The sequence below is a fragment of the Nocardia sp. CC227C genome, assembly GCF_030767025.1.
Classification (GTDB): Bacteria; Actinomycetota; Actinomycetes; order Mycobacteriales; family Mycobacteriaceae; genus Nocardia.
The window spans coordinates 669,554-689,012 of the sequence record NZ_JASITE010000001.1; the positions used below are offsets into that span (position 1 = coordinate 669,554).

Consider the following 19,459-nt stretch of genomic DNA (forward strand, 5'->3'; position numbering starts at 1 on the left):
CTGTTCGACAATCGGTTCGAGATGCGACAGTGTTAATGCCCGGTCAGCGGTTGGCAATCGCATGTAGCAGCTCCACCAGCTCCTGCGGCCGCGAGAACATGGGCCAGTGACCCGTGGGCAGGGCGGCATAGTCGGCGTCGGTATGCGCCAGCTCGTTCGAAGAGGCTGACCTCCGGGGCACCTCGCAACCGCTGCGCTACCTCGGCGGTGCAGCGGTTGCGGATCATGGTCGAGGGGACAGCGAACCGTCGCGGGCGTTCGCCGAGTGTCACCGGCACCGACACCGGGCGAGCGGGTTCCGGGCACCGCGCGCTCCCGGAAGCGAGTCAGCGCCGCCTCGTCGAGAACGTCGTATCGCTTCCGGCCGCGCCCGGATGTCCGCGGTCGCGGTCAGTAGACCGGGCCGGTGTACTTCTCGCCCGGACCCGCGCCCGGGGCGTCCGGATGTTCGGAGGCTTCGCGGAAGGCGCGTTGCAGCGACTGGAGACCATCACGGATGGGACCGGCATGCGGGCCCAGGTATTCGACCGAGGCGGTCACCAGGCCCGCCAGGGCGGTGATGACGCGGCGGGCCTCGTCCAGATCGAGGTGCGGGCTGGCGGCGGGATCGGCCTCGCCGAGCCCCAGCTTCTCCGCGGCGGAGCTCATCAGCATGACGGCGGCACGGCTGATGACCTCGACGGCCGGGATCTCGGCCAGCTCGCGTACGCTCAACTCGCCGTCGATGAGGTCCGTATCCGGATTCGTGGTCGCCTCGCTCATGCCGCTGCCTCGCTGGCGCTCGGCGGCGTCACGAGCGAGAGCTCGGCTGTGTTCTCTGGTCGCGCGCTTCGCTCGCTCATAGCTATGAGCATGGCACCGAGCGGCTTGTCAATGGTCTCGGGGGGACCGATTCGGTGGATCGCGGCGTGGCTGTTAGACTGACCTGCGACGACCGTCCCGGACCGGTTCCTGCGACCGACCCGGGGCTTCAAGTGGAGCCCGACTCCCACCGTCAGCCGGTCACTACCAGGCTCGACGGTCCGGTCGCCCATCTTTTTCTGATGGGTTCCTCGTGTGGGTTCGCCCTGCACAGGTGCGATGCGAGCTGTTTGCGTCGCGGACCGGTCGACTCGGGCCCCGTGTTGGAGAAATACCGGCACGGGGCTTTCGTGTTGAAATTGGGGTTGCAGTTTGAGCGTTTGCGGTCGTTGGACGACACCGCTTGACCTAGGAGGCCCCATCAGCACTGAGACCCGCATCAACGATCGCATCCGTGTCCCGGAGGTCCGACTCATCGGACCGGGGGGTGAGCAGGTTGGGATCGTGCGTGTTGAAGATGCACTTCGCGTCGCCATGGAGGCGGACCTCGACCTCGTCGAGGTCGCACCGGACGCGCGCCCGCCGGTCTGCAAGATCATGGACTACGGCAAGTTCAAGTACGAGACCGCGCAGAAGGCGCGCGAGTCGCGGAAGAACCAGCAGCAGACCGTGATCAAGGAGCAGAAGCTCCGGCCCAAGATCGACGATCACGACTACGAGACCAAGAAGGGTCACGTCCTTCGGTTCCTGCAGGCGGGTTCGAAGGTCAAAGTGACGATCATGTTCCGCGGCCGCGAGCAGTCGCGTCCGGAACTCGGGTACCGGTTGCTCCAGCGGCTGGCCTCCGACGTCGCCGAGTTCGGTTACGTCGAGACCTCGGCCAAGCAGGACGGCCGGAATATGACGATGGTCCTCGCGCCGCACAAGGGTGCGAAGACGCGGGTGCAGGCGCAGAAGACGGCTCAGGCCGGCAGCGCGCCGAGCTCCAGCCCTGCGGCCTCCGCCGACGCGCCGGCTCCGGCGCAGGCGGACAAACCGCAGTAACGAACGATTCAGGTAGCACCGGTGGGACACGACTGTGTCCCACCGGTATGAGACAGATACGAGGATTCCATGCCGAAGATGAAGAGCCACAGCGGCGCGTCGAAGCGTTTCAAGCTGTCGGGCAAGGGCAAGCTGCTGCGTCAGCAGGCGAACCGCCGCCACCTGCTCGAGCACAAGCCCACCCGTCGGACTCGTCGTCTGGACGGCGTGGAGGTCGTCGCCAAGGCGGACGTCGCTCGCGTCAAGAAGCTGCTCGGCCTCTGATCTCCGGCTGAGGCAGCCGTCCGCGATCCGTTTACGGACGCTTTCACCGACCAACTCCGGGCGCGACCGCAGCGCCCACGATTCGAACAAGGACTGACAAGTGGCACGCGTCAAAAGGGCCGTCAACGCTCAGAAGAAGCGCCGTTCCATCCTCGAGGCCAGCAAGGGCTACCGCGGCCAGCGCTCGCGGCTGTACCGCAAGGCCAAGGAACAGCAGCTGCACTCGCTCACCTACGCCTACCGCGACCGCCGCGCGCGCAAGGGTGACTTCCGCAAGCTGTGGATCGCTCGTATCAACGCCGCCGCGCGTCTGAACGACATCACCTACAACCGTTTCATCCAGGGCCTGAAGGCCGCCGGTGTCGAGGTGGACCGCAAGAACCTCGCCGAGATCGCGGTCTCGGACGCCGAGGCGTTCGCCGGTCTGGTGGCCGTGGCCAAGGCCGCGCTGCCGGAGGATGTCAACGCCCCCGCCGCCTGATTCGCGGCTGCGTGACAACCGAGTACTCGCGACGACCCGTGGACGCGCTCCCCGAGCGCATTCCGCGGGTCGTCGCTCTGTCGAAGCCGGTGCGCGGTCGTGCGACGGGCCGGTCCGCGGTTCCCGGTTCGCGCGCCGGGTATCCGGGCCTGCGCGCCGGTGCCCGGCGTGGCTCCGGCCCCGGCGCCGGGTGTGGCCCCGTGGCAAGGATCGGGCCGTCGTGAACGCCGAAGCGATCGACTGGCGCAATCCCCGGGTCGTCGCCGCGGTGAAGCTGCACCGCGCCCACACCCGACGCAAGAGCGGACTCTTCCTCGCCGAGGGCGCCAATTCGGTTGCGGCGGCGCTGGATACCGGGCGCGTCGAGGAACTCTTCTACTCCGCCAAGGCCGCCGGGCGTGAGCACGAACTGGTCGCCGGTGCGGCCGCCATGGGCGTGCGCACCACGCTGGTGAGCGATCGGGCGGCGGAAACGCTGGGGGAGACGGTGACCCCGCCGGGCCTGGTCGCCGTCTGCCGTCAGGTGGACGTGCCGCTGCGCACGGTGCTGGACGCGTCGCCGCGCATGCTGGCGGTACCGGTGGCGATGGCCGATCCCGGTAATGCGGGCACCCTCATCCGGGTCGCCGACGCGGTCGGCGCGGATGGCGTGGTGCTGGCCGGTGATTCGGTGGACCCGCACAACGGCAAATGCGTCCGCGCCTGCGCCGGAAGCCTTTTCCACGTACCCCTCACCCGTGAACGCGATATCGACGCCACCCTCGACGCGCTGGAGGCGGCCGGAATCGCCGTCCTGGCGACCACCGCCCGGGGCGAGGTGGACCTCGACGAGGCCGACGGCATCCTGCGCGGCCCGGTCGCCTGGCTGTTCGGCAACGAGGCGCACGGCCTGGACCGCGCCGTCGCCGCCCGCGCCACCCACCGCGTGCGCATTCCCATCCACGGCCGCGCCGAAAGCCTGAATCTGGCCGCCGCGGCGGCCATCTGCCTCTACGCGAGCGCCCGGGTCCAGCACGGTCGGTGACGGTCCGGGGCGTCGGCCGGAGGCCGAGCGTTCGGGCACGGTCGCCGAAGTCCGGTCGCGGCGGTGGGGTGGCGCTCGGGCCGGCGCACCAACACTTGCCGTTGCGAGCCCGAGCCGTCGCGTGGCTGAGTCGTCGCGTGGCTGAGTCGTCGCGTGGCTGAGTCGTCGCGTGGCTGAGTCGTCAGCGAGCCCGAGCGGTCGTGAGCCCGAGCCGTCGCGAACCCTCGCCGGTGGTCGCTACCCGAGCGCGGTGCGCAGGGTGGCGACCGTCTCGTCGAGCTTGCCGACGACGAACAGTTCCGGCGCGCCCTCGCGCAGGTCGATGCGCAGCCGGGCGCGCAGACCTCCGTCGAACAGGCCGCCGCTGCGCGCCTCGGTGCCCACCGCGATGACGGATGCGCGTGCGGCCGACCAGGAGCGGCCGCTCATGAGCGCGTCCAGCCGGTTCGGCTCGAAGCACAGTCGGGCTGAGGTCAGATAGAGCGTTCCGCCCACGGCGCGGCCGCCCTGGCTGCGATTGGCGGGCCGCCGCCAGCTGACGGTCTCGCCCTCGTCCAGTGTCGGCTCGCGGGTCCAGATTCCCAGTGATGGCCAGCGCCGATCCCGCGGATCAGGGCATGGCCTCCGGCACGAACAACACCATTCGCGAGGTCGGCGTGGCCATGGGCATCGCGGTGCTGGCGTCGGTGTTCTCCTCCTACGGCTCGTATCTGAGCCCCGCCGAGTACACCGACGGGCTGGTGCCCGCCGTGCGGGTCGGCGCGGCCACTGTCGCGGGCGGCGGCCTCATCGCCCTGCTGCTGCCGGGCCGTCCCCGCCCCGTCCCCGTCGAAGAGCGCACTCCCGCCGCGGAATTCGCGACCTGACCCCGCTGTGGTTCCGGCTGCCCGAGCCGATCGTCTCCATCGCGATCGCGCTCCGGGCGGCCGGGGTGAGTGTCCCGCTCAGCCGCGTGCGGCGTGCGTGCGCCGCGCCCGCTCTATCTCGTTGATATTCCGCTCGGCCCAGTCTCGCAGTGCCGCGATCGGTTCCGCGAGGCTGCGGCCGAGTTCGGTCAGCTCGTACTCGACGCGCGGGGGAACGGTGGGGTGGACGGTGCGGGTGACGAATCCGTCCGCCTCGAGCATGCGCAGCGTCTGGGTGAGCATCTTCTGTGAGACTCCGCCGACGCGGCGGCTGAGGTCGGTGTAGCGCATGGTGCCGTCCGCCATGAGCGCGTCCACGATGAGCACGGTCCATTTGCCCGCGATGTGGTCGAGGACCTGTCGGGTCGGGCACTTCTCGGAGTAGCAGTCGGCGATCAGTCCCGACGATTCCACCAGGGTTGTCACCTCGAGGAGGGTAACGCACCAATTAGTGCCTACTTCCCAGCGGGCGGTAACTCTCCAATAGTGAGTGCCATGACCAACATGATGTCCGTCGCCACCGCCATCCGCACCCGCCGCACCATCCGCCACTACCGGCCGGACCCGGTGCCCGCCGCCGCCCTCGACACCCTGGCCGAACTGGCCATGGAAGCCCCCTCCAGCTGGAACCTGCAGGACCGCTCGCTCGTCGTCGTCACCGATCCGGCGGTCCGGGCGGAACTGGCCTGGGCCACCGACGGACAGCCGCAGCCGCGGGAGGCCCCCGTCATGCTGGTCTTCGTCGCCGAACCGCAGGCGTGGCGCGCCGACCGGGCAGACATCTTCGACCGGGCGCGCCGCAATCACGCCTGGTCCGATGAGTTCATCGCCGGATTCGCCACGGCGGCAACCGAATTCCAGAAGTCACTGGACGAGCGCGACTTGCTGCGCGAGTACGCGGTCAAGGACGCGATGATCGCCGCGACCTACACCATGCTCGCCGCCACCGAACTCGGCCTGGCCACCTCGCCCATGAACGGCTGGGACGAAGGCCGGGTCAAGAAGGCCATCGGCATCGAGGATCGCGACGACCTCGCCATCGCCCTGCTCATGTCCGTGGGGCGGCCCGCGGAGCAGCGCGCCCATCCCGGCCGCCGTCCGGTGACCGCGACGGTGTTCCGCGACCGCTATCCGGCGCGCGGCGGCCGATGAGGCCGGATTCGCGTCGCGGCGCGACGTTTCGGACGCCACAGCGGGGTAGTCATCACAGCGGTGCAATGGTGCGCCGATGCGATGTCTACGCGACTAAGGACGAAAACCATGAGCACACGCGACATCACGACCCTGCTGGCACAGCTGCGGACCGTCCGCGACCTGACCGACACCGAGATTCAGATCGCCGAAACCCGTGTCGCGCAGGCCCGGACGGAGGCGGTGCGCCGCGAGCTGTCCGAGAACGCCGACAACGGCCGCCGTCGGGTCGAGGCCATCGAGTCCGCCATTCGCGAGCTCGGTGGCGTGCCGCAGCTGGTCGGCCCCTTCCTGGGTCGGCTGGCCGCCGCGGTGAAGGCGCTGGTCGAACAGGCGCAGCCGTTCGACGAGGCGCTGCTCGGCGACCTCACCCTGGAGCACCAGCTCCTCGACCGGGCCCGCTACATCAAGGCGCTGGCGACCGCCGCGCAGCGCCCCGATGTGGTGGCGCTGGCGGATCGGCTGATCACCGCGCACTCGGCCACCGTGGAGTGGCTGACCACCGTTCTCGCCGAGGAGGCGCTGGGCGGCCCGGCGGCACTGCGTCGCACCCCGCTGCAGGCCGCCACCGGGGCCACGGTGAAGCTGGTCAATATCCCGGTCATCTGGTCCACCCGCGGCATCGACCGGGCGCTGGACGCCTTCCGCACCACCCCGCCCGCGCTGGGTGACCTGCTCGAGCGTGGCGTGCACGCCGGTGACGTCGCGGTCAGGACGCTCTCGGCCTCCCGGGACGCCGCCCTGGAGACGGCCGAGCGGGTCGCCCGCCGAGAGGGGGCCGACAGCGCCGCCGACGCCCTGCACGCGCTGCGCACCTCCACCGGCGTGCTCGAGCCCGACGAACTGCCGATCGACGACTACGAGGAGCTGAACGTCTCGCAGGCCGTCGCCGCGGTCAAGGGGCTGACCGATCCCGCCGACGTCCGCGCCGTGGTGGCCTACGAGGAGGCGCACAAGAACCGCCACGGCGTGGTCTCCGCGGCCCAGACCCGGCTCGCGGCGATCGCGCAGGATGTCACCGGCCGCAACTGAGCTCCCGGTGTCGTCCACCGTCTCTCGACCACCGCGTTGGCCCGCGCGGTAGGTGGTCCGCGCCACGTCGGCCGTGGCGCGGGCAAACGCGGGTGAGATGGGCTGCGTGCGTCGCCTAGGATTCCACCAGCAAGAATGTTTGGTGGGCATCCGCCCTACTCGTACCAGCCAGGGGAGAGACGGACATCGTGGCCGACGATATCGACCGTGCCGAGCAGACCGCGGCATTGAGCGAGGAATCGCTCGCCGCCGCCGCGGAAGCAGCCGAGAAGGCGTTTGCCGCGGCCGCCGACCTGGAGGCACTGGCGGCCGCGAAAACCGAGTACATGGGCGGCAAATCGCCCATCGCACTGGCACAGCGGTCGCTGGGCGCCCTGCCCAAGGAGGAGAAGGCCGACGCGGGCAAGCGCGTCAATGTCGCCCGGCAGCGGGTGTCGCAGGCGTTCGAGGCGCGGCAGCGGGAGCTGCTGGCCGAGCGGGACGCCGCGGTGCTGGTCGCCGAGACCATCGACGTGACGCTGCCCGCGCGGCGCGCCGCGGTCGGCGCGCGCCATCCCATCACCGTGCTGTCCGAGCGCGTGGCCGATGTCTTCGTCGGGATGGGCTGGGAGGTCGCCGAGGGCCCGGAGGTCGAGACCGAGCACTTCAATTTCGACGCGCTGAACTTCCTGCCGGATCATCCGGCGCGCACCATGCAGGACACCTTCCACATCGCGCCGGAGGGTTCGCGGCAGGTGCTGCGCACGCACACCTCGCCGGTGCAGGTGCGGTCCATGCTGTCGCGGGAGCTGCCCATCTACGTGGTGTGCCCGGGGCGCACCTTCCGCACCGATGAGCTCGACGCCACCCATACCCCGGTGTTCTCGCAGGTCGAGGGCCTGGCCGTGGACAAGGGTCTGACCATGGCGCATCTCAAGGGCACCCTGGACGCCTTCGCGCGGGCGCTGTTCGGCCCGGACACCACCACTCGTATGCGGCCGAGCTTCTTCCCGTTCACCGAGCCGTCCGCCGAGGTGGACGTGTGGTTCCCGGACAAGAAGGGCGGGCCCGGCTGGGTCGAGTGGGGCGGCTGCGGCATGGTGAACCCGAAGGTGCTCATCGCCTCCGGCATCGATCCCGACGTGTACTCCGGTTTCGCCTTCGGCATGGGCCTGGAGCGGACGCTGCAGTTCCGCAACGGCCTGCCCGATATGCGCGACATCGTCGAGGGCGACGTGCGATTCACGCTGCCGTTCGGCATCCAGTCCTGAGACCCGATCCAACGAGGAAAGCGAAAAAGTGCGAGTAGCGCAGTCGTGGCTGACGGAAATCCTGCGGCGCACCACCCCGGAGTGGTCCGTGACGCCGGAGGAGCTCGACGCCGGTTTCGTCCGGGTCGGGCTGGAGGTCGAAGAGGTCGACCGGCTGGAGCCGGTCGGCGGTGAGATCGACAAGCCCCTGGTCGTGGGCCGGGTCGCCGAGATCACCGAACTGACCGAGTTCAAGAAGCCGATCCGCTTCTGCAAGGTCGATGTCGGCAATCCGGAGCTGCAGGAGATCATCTGCGGCGCGCGGAATTTCGCCGTCGGCGATCTGGTCGTGGTGGTGCTGCCGGGTGGCGTGCTGCCCGGCGGATTCAAGATCACGTCGCGGAAGACCTACGGGCACACCAGCAATGGCATGATCTGCTCGGTCGCCGAACTGGGCATCGGCAAAGACCACAGCGGCATCCTGGTGCTCGAACCGGGCACCGCCGAACCGGGCACCGACGCCAATGAACTGCTGGGCCTGGACGACACCGTCATCGAACTGGCCATCACCCCCGACCGCGGCTACGCCTTCTCGGCGCGCGGCCTGGCGCGCGAACTGGCCTGCGGCTTCGATCTGGAATACGCCGATCCCGCCGTGCGGCTGCTGCCCGACACCGAGGAACCGGCCTGGTCGGTGAAGATCGAACCCGACTCGCTGTGCACGCGTTTCGCGGTGCGCCGGGTCACCGGGGTGGATCCGAAGGCCGTCAGCCCGTGGTGGCTGCAGCGGCGACTGCTGCTCTCGGGCGTGCGGCCCATCTCCCCGGCGGTCGACGTCACCAACTACGTCATGCTGGAACTCGGCCAGCCGCTGCACGCCTTCGATGCCGCCAAGGTCACCGGCGGCTTCGTGGTGCGCCGCGCCAACAAGGGCGAGACGCTGCGCACCCTGGACGAGGCCGAGCGGGTGCTCGACGCCGAAGACGTGGTGATCGCCGATGATTCGGGCGTCGTCTCGCTCGCGGGCATCATGGGCGGGGCCAGCACCGAGGTCGGCGACGACACCACCGACGTGCTCCTGGAGGCGGCGACCTGGAATCCGGTCGCCATCGCCCGCACCGCGCGCCGTCACAAGCTGGGCTCGGAGGCGAGCCGCCGCTTCGAACGGGTGGTGGACCCGGAGCTGAATCTCGCCGCGCTGGACCGCGCCGCCACGCTGCTGGCCGAAATCGCCGGTGGCACCGTGGAACCCGTGCTCACCGACGTGCGAGTGCCGACCCCGGCCCCCGCCCCGATCGCCATGGATCTGGATCTGGCCGACCGCACCGCCGGCGTCACCTACGAGCCCGGCACCTCCGCGCGCCGCCTCCAGCAGGTCGGCTGCGCCGTGGACGTCGATGTCAGCGAGTCCGGCCACGGTCAGCTGGTGGTCACCCCGCCGAGCTGGCGACCGGATCTGGTGCAGCCCGCCGATCTGGTGGAGGAGGTGCTGCGCCTCGAGGGTCTGGACAAGATCCCGTCGGTGCTGCCCACCGCCCCCGCCGGGCGCGGTCTCACCGCCGACCAGCGACGCCGCCGCGCCGTGGGCAAGGCGCTGGCCTTCTCCGGGGCCGTGGAGGTGCCCGCGCCGGTCTTCATGTCCGCCACCGTGTTCGACACCTGGGGACTGGACGCCGACGACCCGCGCCGGAAGACGCTGAAGGTGCTCAACCCGCTGGACGCGGAGCGCCCCGACCTCGCCTCCACCCTGCTGCCCGGACTGCTGGAGGTGGCGGGCCGCAATATCTCGCGCGGGGCGCGGGATATCGCCGTCTACGGCATCGCCCAGGTGGTGCTGCCGGGCACCGAGACCGGAGCCGTGGATCCGCTGCCCGTGGACCGCCGCCCCACCGAGGACGAGATCGGCACCCTGCTGCGCTCGCTGCCGGAACAGCCGGTGCACGTCGCCGCCGTGCTCACCGGCAAGCGTGAGCCGCGCGGCCCGTGGGGCCAGGGCCGCCAGGTCGAGGCCGCCGACGCCTTCGCCCTGGTCGAGGCCATCGCCGACGCCGCCGGTGTGGTGATCGAGCGCCGCACCGCCGCGTACCTGCCCTGGCATCCGGGCCGCTGCGCGGAACTGGTGGTGGACGGCACGGTCGTCGGCCACGCGGGCGAACTGCACCCCGCGGTGCTGGAGCGCTCGGGACTGCCGCCGCGCACCTGCGCCCTGGAACTGGACCTGGACGCGCTGCCGCTGCGCGAGAACCGGCCCGCCCCCGTGGTTTCCGCCTTCCCGGCGGTGCTGCAGGACGTCTCGGTCAGCGTCGAGAAGTCGACCCCGGCCGCCGCCGTGGAATCGGCCCTGCGCACCGGCGCGGGCGATCTGCTCGAGGACATCGCGCTGTTCGACGTCTACGAGGGCGCGCAGGCCGGCGAGGGCCGCAAATCCCTCACCTACGCTCTGCGCTTCCGCGCCCCGGACCGGACTCTGACCGAGGACGAGGCCAGCGCCGCCCGGGACGCCGCCGTCGCCGCGGCGGCCGGTGCGGTGGGAGCGGTCCTGCGCGGCTGACACATAGGTGCACGACGGCCCGGGGTACGCAGGGAGTCGGGCCGTCGTCATCGCGGTGACCTGCACTGTTCGGTGGACACTCCGGCGGGCAGCGGAATCGCAGGCACCATCCTCCTGGTAGGAAGGGACCATGCAGCATCCCGCCCGGCCCGTGCTCAATCTGCTCACGTTCATGCCGCAGCAGCGGCGGATCGAGCTGACGCCCGACGTGTACGGGACGGACTACGAGGAGCTGCGGCCGCGGACCGGGGACGGCGAGACCATCGACGCGTGGTGGGTGCCCGCGCGGGGAGAACCGGTGGCGCACATACTGTTCGCGCACGGAAACGCGGGGAATATCGGGGACCGTTCGCCGATCCTGGCGCTGCTGTCGCGGGCCGGGTTCGATGTGCTGATCTTCGACTACCGCGGGTACGGGCGCAGCACCGGCAGGCCGAGCGAACAGGGCACGTACCTGGACGCGCGGGCCGCTCGGACGGCCCTGCTGGAGCGGCCCGGAGTGGATCCGAATCGGATTGTCTACCTGGGGAAGTCGCTCGGCGGCGCGGTGCTTTTGGAACTGGCGACGGGCTACCCACCCGCCGCCCTGGTACTCATTTCCACCTTCACCGGCCTGCGGGACGCGGCCGCCGCGGTCTATCCGATCCTGCCGAAGATCTTCGTCCCCGACGCCTACCCGAGCCTGCGCCGCATCCGGAACCTGCGCGCGCCGGTACTGATCATGCACGGCGACAACGACGAACTGCTGCCGCTGTGGATGGGGGAGCGGCTGTACGCGGCGGCACCGGAACCGAAGAAGTTCGTGGTGTTCCCCGGTGCGGGCCACAACGAGGTGGTGGCGGATCCGGAGTGGGACGCGACCCTCTCCGCGTGGGTCACGGCCAGTCTCGGCATCACGCGCTGACGATCGCCACCGCGTCGATCTCCACCAGCATCTCCTCCCGCGGCAGTCCGGTGAACACCGTGGTGCGAGCGGGCAGCACGTCGCCGGTGGTGTGCGCGGTGACGAAGGCACCGTAGGCGTCGTTCATGACCGCGAAATCCTCGCGCTTGGTGAGGTATACGCGCAGCATCACCACATCGTCGAAGCTCGCGCCCCCGGCCTCCACGATGGCCTTCACATTCTCCAGGGTGCGCGTGGTCTGGGCGGCGACATCGCCCGGGTACAGGTATTCGCCGGTGACCGGATCGACCGGCCCCTGCCCGGACACCTGCACGAACGGACCCTTGCGCACCCCCTGCGAGAAGGTGTGCGCGGGCGCGGGCGCGGCGGTGGTGCGGATGGCGATCTTCTCGCTCATGGTGAACCTTTCGGGTGTCGATGGTGAGGTCAAGGACTCGGGCTCCAGCCGAGTTCGGCGGAGACGGCGTCGGCGGCGGCGCGCACCCGGGGCAACCGGGCGAGCACCTGATCGTGATCGAGGAGCATGTCCGGCACCGACATGGACAGCGCGGCCACCACCGCCCCGGTGCCGTCGCGGACCGGAACGCCGATGCAGTTGACGAAGCTCTCGTGCTCCTCGTGGTCCTCCGCATAGCCCTGTGCGGCAACGAGTTCCAGCTCCGCGAGGTAGGCGTCCGGGTCGGCGATGGTGCGATCGGTGAACCGCGTGTACTCGATGCCTTCGGCAATGTCCCGCCACCGCGCCCGCGGCTGCGCGGCGACGAGCACCTTCCCGACCGCCGTGCAGTGCAGCGGGGCGGGACGGCCCACGCGCGAGTACATCCGAACACTCTGTGTCGCATCGAGTTTGTCGATGTAGACGGCCTCACCGGACTCGTAGACCGCGAGGTGGATGGTCTGCCCCGTGGCGGCATTGAGGTCGGTGAGATGCCCCCGCGCCACCGTGCGGATATCGCGGCTCTCCAGTGCCCGGTTGGCCAGCTCGAACAGCCGTGATCCCAGGCGGTAGCGGTGTCCGGCGTCATGGGTGACGAAGCGCTCGCCCTCCATGGTCTGCAACAGCCGCAGCACCGTCGATTTGTGCACGCCCAGCCGAGCGGCCAACTCGTCCAGGGATTTCGAATCCTCGCCCAGTTCGGTGAGGATGGTCAGCGCGCGCTGCAGACTCTGGCTCATGAGGCCACATTCTCGGTCACGACGGCGTCGGGGTAGCGCAGTCGGGCCCATTCCGCGGCATCGAGCGCGGCCAGTGTCTCCATGCGTGCGAGTGGCGGCAGTTCGGCGCCGTCGCCCACCGCCGTGAGCGCCGCCGCCGCGCACAGATGTCCGAAGCGCAACAGCTGCTCGTGCGGCCGGCCTCGGAGCAGCGCGCCCAGGTAGCCGCCCGCGAAAGCGTCTCCGGCGCCGATGCGTTCGGTCACGTTCAAGGCGAGGGCGGGCACCTCGAGCCGCCGCTCACCGAGGAATCCGATGACCGCGTGCGCGTCGTTCTTGACCACCAGATGCCGTGGCTGCGGGAACAGCGCGCGCAGCCGATCCGGATCGCCGGTGCCGAAGACCGCCTCGGCCTCATCGGAGCCGAGGAACACCACATCGGCCCCGCGCACATGGCGGGCCAGCACCTCGGCGGCGTCGACGGTGCGGCGATGCCACAGTGCCGGACGGTAATTCAGATCGAAGCTGAGCAGTCGGTCGCCACGGGGGCGGGTGAGCAGGGTGTCGGTGAGTGCGGTGGCGGAGTCCGACAGTGCCGTGGTGATACCCGTGAAGTGGACGAGGTCGCAGCCGCCGATCAGGTCGGCGGCCGCGTCGTGATCGGCAGCCGACAGCGCGCTGGCGGCGGAACCGGTGCGGTAGTACAGCATTCGGCTCGCACCCGCCGCCAGATCGCCGGGCGTGTCCGAGCCGCCGCCGCGCTCCTTGACGTACACGGCGGTGGGTCGCTCGGCGTCGACGGCCACGGCGGAGACGTCCACGCCGCGCTCGGCCAGATGCCGTATCAGATACCGGCCGAAGCCGTCGTCGCCGACCCGGGAGATCCAGGCCGTCGCCACCCCGAGCTGGGTCAGCACGGCCGCCACATTCGCCTCGGCGCCGCCCGCGGCGCGCTCGAAGACGGGGGAATCCTCCAGCGGTCCCGGCTCGGCCACCAGGACGGCCAGTCCCTCGCCCACGGTGACCGCCTGCGGACGGGTCGGCATCGGCCAGATCACACGAACTCCCTTCGAACCCTTGCGGCTTTCGGCCATGCCGTGCAGACTAACCACCACTTACGCATTACGCAACAATGGTTGCAAAATATGCAATGCAATATGGCTATCGCATTGCACTGTCCTGACCGTGAATATCCGAAGGGAGTTCCGTGGCCATCGACTCCGACGCCGTCGCCGCGCTGGACGAGCGCAGGCTGGGGCCGGAACACAAGTCCCTCCCACCCGCCGCGTGGGGGCTGACCGTGCGCGAATACCTGGACACCGCACCACATCTCGACGACCTCGCCACCCCCGTGCTGACGGTGGACGCCGCGGCCATGGAGTCGAATCTCACCGTCATGGCGGACTGGACCCGCGCCGCCGGGGTGCGGCTGGCTCCGCACGGCAAGACCACCATGGCCCCGCGCCTGTGGGAGCGGCAGCTCGCCGCCGGGGCCTGGGGAATCACCCTGGCCACCGGATGGCAGGCGCAGGTGGCCCGCTCCTTCGGCGTACACCGCGTGCTGCTGGCCAATGCCCTGGTCGATCCGGTCGCCCTGTGCTGGGTGGCGGCGGAACTGGCGGTCCACCCGGAGTTCGAATTCCTGTGCTGGGCCGACAGCGTCGCCACGGTCGAACTCATGGATCGCGCCCTGCGATCCGCCCCGGACACCGACCGGCTCACCGTCCTGGTCGAACTGGGCGGGCCGCACGGCCGCACCGGTGCGCGCTCGGTGCAGCGGGGGCTAGAGATCGCGGCGGCGATCAGCGCGTCGGGGCGGCTGCGCCTCGGCGGTGTCGGCGGGTACGAGGGCGCGCTCGCCCACGATCGAACCGACGACGCGCTGGCCGCGGTGCACGACTACCTCGACGATCTGGCCCGGCTGCACCGCGAGATCGCCGCGGCCGGACTGTATCCCGGCGCGGCGGTGGTCACCGCGGGCGGCAGCGCCTACCCGGAGTTGGTGGTCGAGCATCTCGCCGGACTCGCGGACGAGGACGCCGCGCGTGGCGTCGCGACCACGGTGGTGCTGCGCTCGGGCGCGTACCTGATCCACGACGACGGCTTCTACGCCGGAATCTCCCCGCTCGGCGCGGGTCACGCCGAGCGTCCGCTGCGCTCGGCCATGCACGGGTGGGCGCGCACCGTCTCCCGGCCGGAACCGGAGTTGGCGCTGCTCGATGCCGGTAAGCGCGATCTCCCGTTCGATGAGGGGCTGCCGGTCCCGCAGCGTATCGCGGGACCGGCAGCGGGCGAACCGCCCGGCCGGGCACTGGTGTCGGCGCTCAACGACCAGCACGCCTTCCTGCGGCTGCCCGGCGGCGGACCGGAGGACGTGCCGGTCGGCAGCGTGGTGCGGCTGGGGCTGTCGCATCCCTGCACCGCCTTCGACAAATGGCGGCTCATCCCCGTGATCGACAATGCCGATGCCGACCGGCCGCGCGTGGTCGACCTGCTGCACACCTTCTTCTGAGGCGACCGTGACCGAACTACTCATTCGCGATATCGACATCATCGACGGGACGGGTGCGCCGCGCCGCCGCGGTGACGTCCTGGTCGACGGCGGCCGCATCGCCGCCCTGGCCGACCCCGGCACGCTCGCCGGAGCCGACCGCGTGGTGGAGGGCGAATCCCTGGTGCTGGCACCGGGTTTCATCGACATGCATGCCCACTCGGATCTGCACCTGCTCGCCGAGCCGGAGCATTTTCCCAAGCTCAGCCAAGGGGTGACCACCGAGGTCATCGGCCAGGACGGGCTGTCCTACGCGCCCGTCGACGGCCGCGCCCTCGACATCGTGCGCCGCCAGATCGCCGGGTGGAACGGTGATCCGGACCTCGACTTCGACTGGCGCACGGTGGGGGAGTATCTGGACCGGCTGGACCGGGGCATCACCCCCAATGCCGCCTACCTGGTGCCGCAGGGCACGCTGCGGCTGCTCGTCGTCGGCCCGGAGCAGCGGTCCGCCACACCCACCGAGATCGACCTCATGCGCGAACTGCTCGCGCGGAGCCTGGCCGAGGGTGCGGTCGGCATGTCCAGCGGCCTCACCTACACGCCCGGAATGTACGCCGACACCGACGAATTGGCCGCCCTGTGCGAGGTGGTCGCGGATGCGGGCGGCTTCTACGCTCCGCACACCCGCTCCTACGGCAAGGGCGCGCTCGACGCCTACGCGGAGATGATCGGGCTGGCCCGGCGCACCGGCTGTGCGGTGCACCTCACCCACGCCACCATGAACCTCGGCGAGAACCGCGGGCGCGCACCGGAACTGCTCGCCATGATCGACGCGGCACTGGCCGACGGCTGCGATATCAGCCTCGACAGCTATCCGTATCTGCCCGGCTCCACCACGCTGTCGGCGCTGCTGCCGAGCTGGGTCATGTCGGGTGGGCCGGATGCGGCGCTGGCGCGCATCGCCGACCCGGTACAGCGGGTGCGGATCGCCGCCGATGTCACCGTGAACGGCTCCGACGGCTGCCACGGCGTGACCGTCGACTGGGACACCATTCAGCTCAGCGGCGTGCGCGATCCCGCGCTAGGGCAGTACGTCGGCCGCACCGTCAGCGAGATCGCGGCCGACCGCGACCTGCCACCGGTGGCGGTGTTCTTCGACCTGCTCACCCGAGACCAGTTGGGCACCACCATTCTTCAGCACGTCGGCCACGAGGAGAATGTGCGCGCCATCATGCGTCACGCCCGCCACATGGGCGGTAGCGACGGCTTGCTCGTCGGGGACCGGCCGCACCCCCGGGCGTGGGGCACCTTTCCGCGCTACCTCGGGCACTACGTGCGCGAACTCGGGCACCTGGGACTGGAGGACTGCGTCAACCACCTCACCGGTCGGCCCGCCGAGCGGTTGCGACTGCGCGACCGCGGGCTCATCCGGGAGGGCTACGCCGCCGATCTGGTGATCTTCGATCCGGCGACCATCGCCGACACCGCGACCTTCGAACAGCCGAAACAGCAGGCGCGCGGCATTTCCCACGTGCTCGTCAACGGCGTGTTCGCCCTCGACGCCGGCGAACCAACCGGCGCGCTGGCCGGTCGCGCGCTGCGCATGGATTCCGAGCGGAAGGAGACCCGGTGACCACCGCCCTGGAGGTGATCCGCACCGACCGCGCGCTGACGGTGGTGCGGGCACCCGAGATCCCCGACCCGCTCGCGCTCGCGGATGCCCTGGCCGGGGCCGGGATTCGAGCATTGGAACTCACCTTCACCACCCCCGACGTGCTGGACTGCCTGCGCAAGGCCGCCGCCTCGACGAGCGCGGTGGTGGGTGCTGGCACGGTGCTCACCGCCGAACAGGCCGAAGCCGCCATCGACAGCGGCGCGCACTTCCTGGTCACCCCCGGACTGCGCCCCGCCGTCGCCGACGTGGCGCTGCGTCGCGATATCCCGGTCGTCATGGGCGCTTTCACGCCCAGCGAGGTCATGGCCGCGCTCGACCTGGGCGCGGCGGCGGTGAAGATCTTCCCCGCCCGCGCTCTCGGGCCGGGCTACCTCCGTGATCTGCGCGGTCCCTTCCCGGCGGTGGATCTCATTCCCTCCGGTGGCGTCAACGCGGCCAATGCCGCCGATTTCCTCGCGCACGGCGCGGTGGCCGTCGCGGCCGGAACCGATGTCGTCGCACCCGCCGATGTCGCCGCGGGTCGATGGTCCGCCATCGCCGCGCGCGCGGCCTCGTTCGTTCGATCCCTGAAGTGAGGTAACCCATGGGCGCCACCGTCGACTGGCTGCGCAGCACCACCCCCGGGCTGCTGGTGCTGTGCGGGCTCGCCATCGAATTTCATAGCAGCGCCTCGATATCGGCGGACGCCGGGAGTGGAAATCCCCATCGGGTGCAATAGGTAGAGGCTATTGTGTCTGGGTGAAGTTGGTCGTGTCAGTGAAGCTCCTGCCTACTCCGGAGCAAGCCGTCGCGCTCGCTGACACCGTCCGCACCGCGAACGCGGCTGCTACATGGCTCGCTGAACAGGCGCGATCCGCCGTCAGGCGTGGTCGGGTCGAGTTGCAACGCGAGTACTATCAGCACGTCAAAGCCATGGGTCTGTCAGCGCAGCCCACGCTGCACGTGATCCGGAAAGTGGCCGACGCCTTCACGACTCGCGCGGCGAACCTGGCCGCCGGGAACTACGGCCCGAAGGGCAGCCGCCGCCGCGAGCGGGTCGAGAACGCTCCGATCCGGTTCCGGTCGGACGCCGCCCAGCCGTTCGATGATCGGTGCCTGTCTTGGCAGCATGAGAACTGTACGGTGTCTGTCTGGACGACGGCGGGCCGGTTGAAGGATCTTCTCTTCGCCGGATCGGCTGATCAGCTGGAAACGCTACGGATGTACCGGAAAGGGGAGACCGATCTTGTCCACCGTGACGGGATGTGGTTTCTATACGCGACCTGCGAGGTTCCCGAAGTCGAGGAGAGTGAACCGGGCGGCTGGATCGGGGTGGATCTCGGGTTGGCGAATATCGCCACCACCAGTACCGGGTACCGGGCAGCCGGGCGCGGCCTGCGTCGCCACCGTGAACGTCAGCGGAAGTTACGCGCGAAGTTGCAGGCGAAGGGAACCAGGTCCGCGAAACGTGTGTTGAAGCGGCAGCGGCGCAAGGAATCCCGCCGCGCGGCGGATATCAACCATCGCATCAGTAGACGCATTGTGGTCGAGGCACAACGCACCGCATGCGGTATCGGTCTCGAAGTGTTGACCGGTATCCGTGAGCGGGTACGGCTGCGCAAGCCCCAACGGGCCGCATTGCATTCCTGGGCGTTCCACCAACTCGGATCGTTCATCGAGTACAAGGCGCGTCGTGCCGGGGTGGCCGTCGTGTTGGTGGACGCGTCCTACACGTCGCAGACCTGTCGGTCATGCGGGCACGTGGATCGGGCCAACCGTCCGAGGCAAGCTCTGTTCTGTTGCAGGTCCTGCGGTTTCGTTGAACACGCCGACCGGAACGCTTCCCACAATATCGCTGTCCGCGCGGCGAAGCTGTGGGGTAGCGGGGCGTTGTCAGCCGCCCCTGCACCTGCCTAGGTGCTGGACGCAGCCGGCCGCCCGACAGCCAGCCGGGCGGTGGAGTTGCAAGCCCGGCCCTCTGAGGTTGGGCGGTTGACCCTCACCGTCAAGCAGACGCTGCAAACCTGGACGGTGCTCGAGACGGTGCTGTCGGTGGTGAGTTTCGCGGTCGCGGGCCTGCTGTTCGTGCTCCTCGCCTGAGGCGTTCGATGGTGGTCGATGGCGGCGGGAATCAGAGCCCGCCGCTATTACTTCGCACCGAATGTCCGATTCGGTGCGTAACCTGGCTCTATGACTGACGCCGGTGAACTCGCGAGAGCCCTCTCGGGCCTGTCCGATGCCGAAGTGGCCGCCGTTGTGGCATCCGCCACCGACGGACGAGCCGCGCTGGGAGCGCTGCACGAGGTGGCGGCCTCACTGGCCGCGACCACCGATCATGTGCCGGTCGCGGTGGGTGTGAGTACCGACACTCAGATTGGCGCGAACTATCCACAGCCCGATGCGCCGGGTGCGTTCGGGCAGGTCGGGGCGGCTCCTGTGACCTCCGGCATACCGGAACCGGCTCCGGGTATCGAGTCGGTCGGCGGTTACTCGCCCGGTGGAGTCCCTACTTTCGAGTCAGTTCGCGATAAGGTCGAGCAGCGCTACGGCACCGCGCGGGGGATGGGCGAATTGGATCGGCAGACACCTGTGGGCCGCAGCGTCGAGGAACAGTGGGATGCGCGGGAGAAAGCCGCGCGGGAACGCCTCGAGCAGATCCGGAAATCGGTCCACGAACAGGACTCCGATCAGCCGTAACCTGCGCGGGCGGTCCCGGATCAGCAGATGGGT

The 19,459-nt window shown here is 69.9% G+C and carries 22 protein-coding genes; 16 read left to right on the forward strand and 6 right to left on the reverse strand.

What is annotated here, in order from left to right:
* Positions 1-390: 390 nt before the first annotated feature.
* Positions 391-762, reverse strand: coding sequence for a DUF1844 domain-containing protein (locus tag QMO76_RS02980; protein WP_306359564.1), 372 nt, complete (start codon positions 760-762; stop codon positions 391-393).
* Positions 763-1,173: 411 nt separating this feature from the next.
* On the opposite strand from QMO76_RS02980, the gene infC reads away from it, so the two are divergent.
* The 4 genes from infC to QMO76_RS03000 all read left to right on the forward strand — a co-directional run bounded on the left by infC (position 1,174) and on the right by QMO76_RS03000 (position 3,614).
* Positions 1,174-1,845, forward strand: a complete 672-nt coding sequence (infC, locus tag QMO76_RS02985; protein WP_306359565.1) for a translation initiation factor IF-3 — start codon at positions 1,174-1,176, stop codon at positions 1,843-1,845.
* 69 nt (positions 1,846-1,914) lie between these two features.
* Positions 1,915-2,109 (forward strand): 50S ribosomal protein L35, encoded by a 195-nt coding sequence (gene rpmI / locus QMO76_RS02990; protein WP_029928954.1) that lies wholly within the window; start codon positions 1,915-1,917, stop codon positions 2,107-2,109.
* Positions 2,110-2,209: 100 nt separating this feature from the next.
* The gene (gene rplT, locus QMO76_RS02995; protein ID WP_029928952.1) at positions 2,210-2,590 is read left to right on the forward strand and encodes a 50S ribosomal protein L20; all 381 of its coding nucleotides are present in this window, start codon (positions 2,210-2,212) and stop codon (positions 2,588-2,590) included.
* A 220-nt stretch (positions 2,591-2,810) separates the two neighbouring features.
* Positions 2,811-3,614 (forward strand): RNA methyltransferase, encoded by an 804-nt coding sequence (locus QMO76_RS03000; protein ID WP_306359566.1) that lies wholly within the window; start codon positions 2,811-2,813, stop codon positions 3,612-3,614.
* 237 nt (positions 3,615-3,851) lie between these two features.
* Here the strand turns inward: QMO76_RS03000 and QMO76_RS03005 are convergent, their stop codons facing one another.
* Positions 3,852-4,109, reverse strand: a complete 258-nt coding sequence (locus QMO76_RS03005) for a hypothetical protein (protein WP_306359567.1) — start codon at positions 4,107-4,109, stop codon at positions 3,852-3,854.
* A gap of 92 nt (positions 4,110-4,201) precedes the next feature.
* On the opposite strand from QMO76_RS03005, the gene QMO76_RS03010 reads away from it, so the two are divergent.
* A complete protein-coding gene (locus tag QMO76_RS03010) occupies positions 4,202-4,480 on the forward strand; it encodes a hypothetical protein (RefSeq protein WP_306359568.1) in 279 nt (92 codons plus the stop codon).
* 78 nt (positions 4,481-4,558) lie between these two features.
* Here the strand turns inward: QMO76_RS03010 and QMO76_RS03015 are convergent, their stop codons facing one another.
* The gene (locus tag QMO76_RS03015; RefSeq protein ID WP_306359569.1) at positions 4,559-4,945 is read right to left on the reverse strand and encodes a helix-turn-helix domain-containing protein; all 387 of its coding nucleotides are present in this window, start codon (positions 4,943-4,945) and stop codon (positions 4,559-4,561) included.
* Positions 4,946-5,014: 69 nt separating this feature from the next.
* Here QMO76_RS03015 and QMO76_RS03020 point away from each other — a divergent pair, with 69 nt between their 5' ends.
* The 5 genes from QMO76_RS03020 (at position 5,015) to QMO76_RS03040 (ending at position 11,426) form a co-directional block, all read left to right on the forward strand.
* Positions 5,015-5,671, forward strand: coding sequence for a nitroreductase family protein (locus QMO76_RS03020; protein ID WP_306359570.1), 657 nt, complete (start codon positions 5,015-5,017; stop codon positions 5,669-5,671).
* A gap of 108 nt (positions 5,672-5,779) precedes the next feature.
* Positions 5,780-6,742, forward strand: a complete 963-nt coding sequence (locus QMO76_RS03025; protein WP_306359571.1) for a ferritin-like domain-containing protein — start codon at positions 5,780-5,782, stop codon at positions 6,740-6,742.
* 188 nt (positions 6,743-6,930) lie between these two features.
* Positions 6,931-7,992: a phenylalanine--tRNA ligase subunit alpha gene (pheS, locus tag QMO76_RS03030; RefSeq protein ID WP_306359572.1), complete on the forward strand. Its 1,062-nt coding sequence runs from the start codon at positions 6,931-6,933 to the stop codon at positions 7,990-7,992.
* A gap of 28 nt (positions 7,993-8,020) precedes the next feature.
* On the forward strand, positions 8,021-10,522 hold the full coding sequence (pheT, locus tag QMO76_RS03035; protein ID WP_306359573.1) for a phenylalanine--tRNA ligase subunit beta: 2,502 nt from the start codon (positions 8,021-8,023) through the stop codon (positions 10,520-10,522).
* A gap of 130 nt (positions 10,523-10,652) precedes the next feature.
* On the forward strand, positions 10,653-11,426 hold the full coding sequence (locus QMO76_RS03040; protein WP_306359574.1) for an alpha/beta hydrolase: 774 nt from the start codon (positions 10,653-10,655) through the stop codon (positions 11,424-11,426).
* On the opposite strand, the gene QMO76_RS03045 is transcribed toward QMO76_RS03040, so the two are convergent.
* From QMO76_RS03045 to QMO76_RS03055, 3 genes are read right to left on the reverse strand one after another with little or no spacing between them, the layout of a single operon-like run.
* A complete protein-coding gene (locus QMO76_RS03045; RefSeq protein WP_306359575.1) occupies positions 11,416-11,823 on the reverse strand; it encodes a RidA family protein in 408 nt (135 codons plus the stop codon). The two genes, QMO76_RS03040 and QMO76_RS03045, sit on opposite strands and share 11 nt — an antisense overlap.
* 29 nt (positions 11,824-11,852) lie before the next feature.
* The gene (locus tag QMO76_RS03050; RefSeq protein ID WP_306359576.1) at positions 11,853-12,602 is read right to left on the reverse strand and encodes an IclR family transcriptional regulator; all 750 of its coding nucleotides are present in this window, start codon (positions 12,600-12,602) and stop codon (positions 11,853-11,855) included.
* Complete coding sequence (locus QMO76_RS03055; protein WP_306359577.1) at positions 12,599-13,639, reverse strand: sugar kinase; 1,041 nt, start codon at positions 13,637-13,639, stop codon at positions 12,599-12,601. The genes QMO76_RS03050 and QMO76_RS03055 overlap by 4 nt, the downstream gene beginning before the upstream one ends.
* Before the next feature lie 149 nt (positions 13,640-13,788).
* Here QMO76_RS03055 and QMO76_RS03060 point away from each other — a divergent pair, with 149 nt between their 5' ends.
* From QMO76_RS03060 to QMO76_RS03085, 6 genes are all read left to right on the forward strand, one after another.
* Positions 13,789-15,093 (forward strand): amino acid deaminase, encoded by a 1,305-nt coding sequence (locus QMO76_RS03060; RefSeq protein WP_306359578.1) that lies wholly within the window; start codon positions 13,789-13,791, stop codon positions 15,091-15,093.
* Complete coding sequence (locus tag QMO76_RS03065) at positions 15,047-16,708, forward strand: amidohydrolase family protein (protein ID WP_372341873.1); 1,662 nt, start codon at positions 15,047-15,049, stop codon at positions 16,706-16,708. Before QMO76_RS03060 ends, QMO76_RS03065 begins: the two co-directional genes overlap by 47 nt.
* Positions 16,705-17,325 (forward strand): bifunctional 4-hydroxy-2-oxoglutarate aldolase/2-dehydro-3-deoxy-phosphogluconate aldolase, encoded by a 621-nt coding sequence (locus QMO76_RS03070; RefSeq protein ID WP_306359580.1) that lies wholly within the window; start codon positions 16,705-16,707, stop codon positions 17,323-17,325. The genes QMO76_RS03065 and QMO76_RS03070 overlap by 4 nt, the downstream gene beginning before the upstream one ends.
* Before the next feature lie 8 nt (positions 17,326-17,333).
* Positions 17,334-17,468, forward strand: a complete 135-nt coding sequence (locus QMO76_RS03075; protein WP_306359581.1) for a hypothetical protein — start codon at positions 17,334-17,336, stop codon at positions 17,466-17,468.
* Positions 17,469-17,488: 20 nt separating this feature from the next.
* Positions 17,489-18,646, forward strand: a complete 1,158-nt coding sequence (locus tag QMO76_RS03080) for a transposase (RefSeq protein WP_306359582.1) — start codon at positions 17,489-17,491, stop codon at positions 18,644-18,646.
* A gap of 273 nt (positions 18,647-18,919) precedes the next feature.
* Positions 18,920-19,426, forward strand: coding sequence for a PspA/IM30 family protein (locus QMO76_RS03085; protein ID WP_306359583.1), 507 nt, complete (start codon positions 18,920-18,922; stop codon positions 19,424-19,426).
* The last annotated feature ends 33 nt before the right edge of the window (positions 19,427-19,459 follow it).

What these genes read in the sequence shown, in the direction of transcription:
- QMO76_RS02980 (WP_306359564.1), bottom strand. Translation starts at nt 762, where the DNA reads ATGAGCGAGGCGACCACGAATCCGGATACGGACCTCATCGACGGCGAG.
- rpmI (WP_029928954.1), top strand. Translation starts at nt 1,915, where the DNA reads ATGCCGAAGATGAAGAGCCACAGCGGCGCGTCGAAGCGTTTCAAGCTG.
- QMO76_RS03010 (WP_306359568.1), top strand. Translation starts at nt 4,202, where the DNA reads ATGGCCAGCGCCGATCCCGCGGATCAGGGCATGGCCTCCGGCACGAAC.
- QMO76_RS03020 (WP_306359570.1), top strand. Translation starts at nt 5,015, where the DNA reads ATGACCAACATGATGTCCGTCGCCACCGCCATCCGCACCCGCCGCACC.
- QMO76_RS03025 (WP_306359571.1), top strand. Translation starts at nt 5,780, where the DNA reads ATGAGCACACGCGACATCACGACCCTGCTGGCACAGCTGCGGACCGTC.
- QMO76_RS03040 (WP_306359574.1), top strand. Translation starts at nt 10,653, where the DNA reads ATGCAGCATCCCGCCCGGCCCGTGCTCAATCTGCTCACGTTCATGCCG.
- QMO76_RS03045 (WP_306359575.1), bottom strand. Translation starts at nt 11,823, where the DNA reads ATGAGCGAGAAGATCGCCATCCGCACCACCGCCGCGCCCGCGCCCGCG.
- QMO76_RS03050 (WP_306359576.1), bottom strand. Translation starts at nt 12,602, where the DNA reads ATGAGCCAGAGTCTGCAGCGCGCGCTGACCATCCTCACCGAACTGGGC.
- QMO76_RS03065 (WP_372341873.1), top strand. Translation starts at nt 15,047, where the DNA reads ATGCCGACCGGCCGCGCGTGGTCGACCTGCTGCACACCTTCTTCTGAG.
- QMO76_RS03075 (WP_306359581.1), top strand. Translation starts at nt 17,334, where the DNA reads ATGGGCGCCACCGTCGACTGGCTGCGCAGCACCACCCCCGGGCTGCTG.
- QMO76_RS03085 (WP_306359583.1), top strand. Translation starts at nt 18,920, where the DNA reads ATGACTGACGCCGGTGAACTCGCGAGAGCCCTCTCGGGCCTGTCCGAT.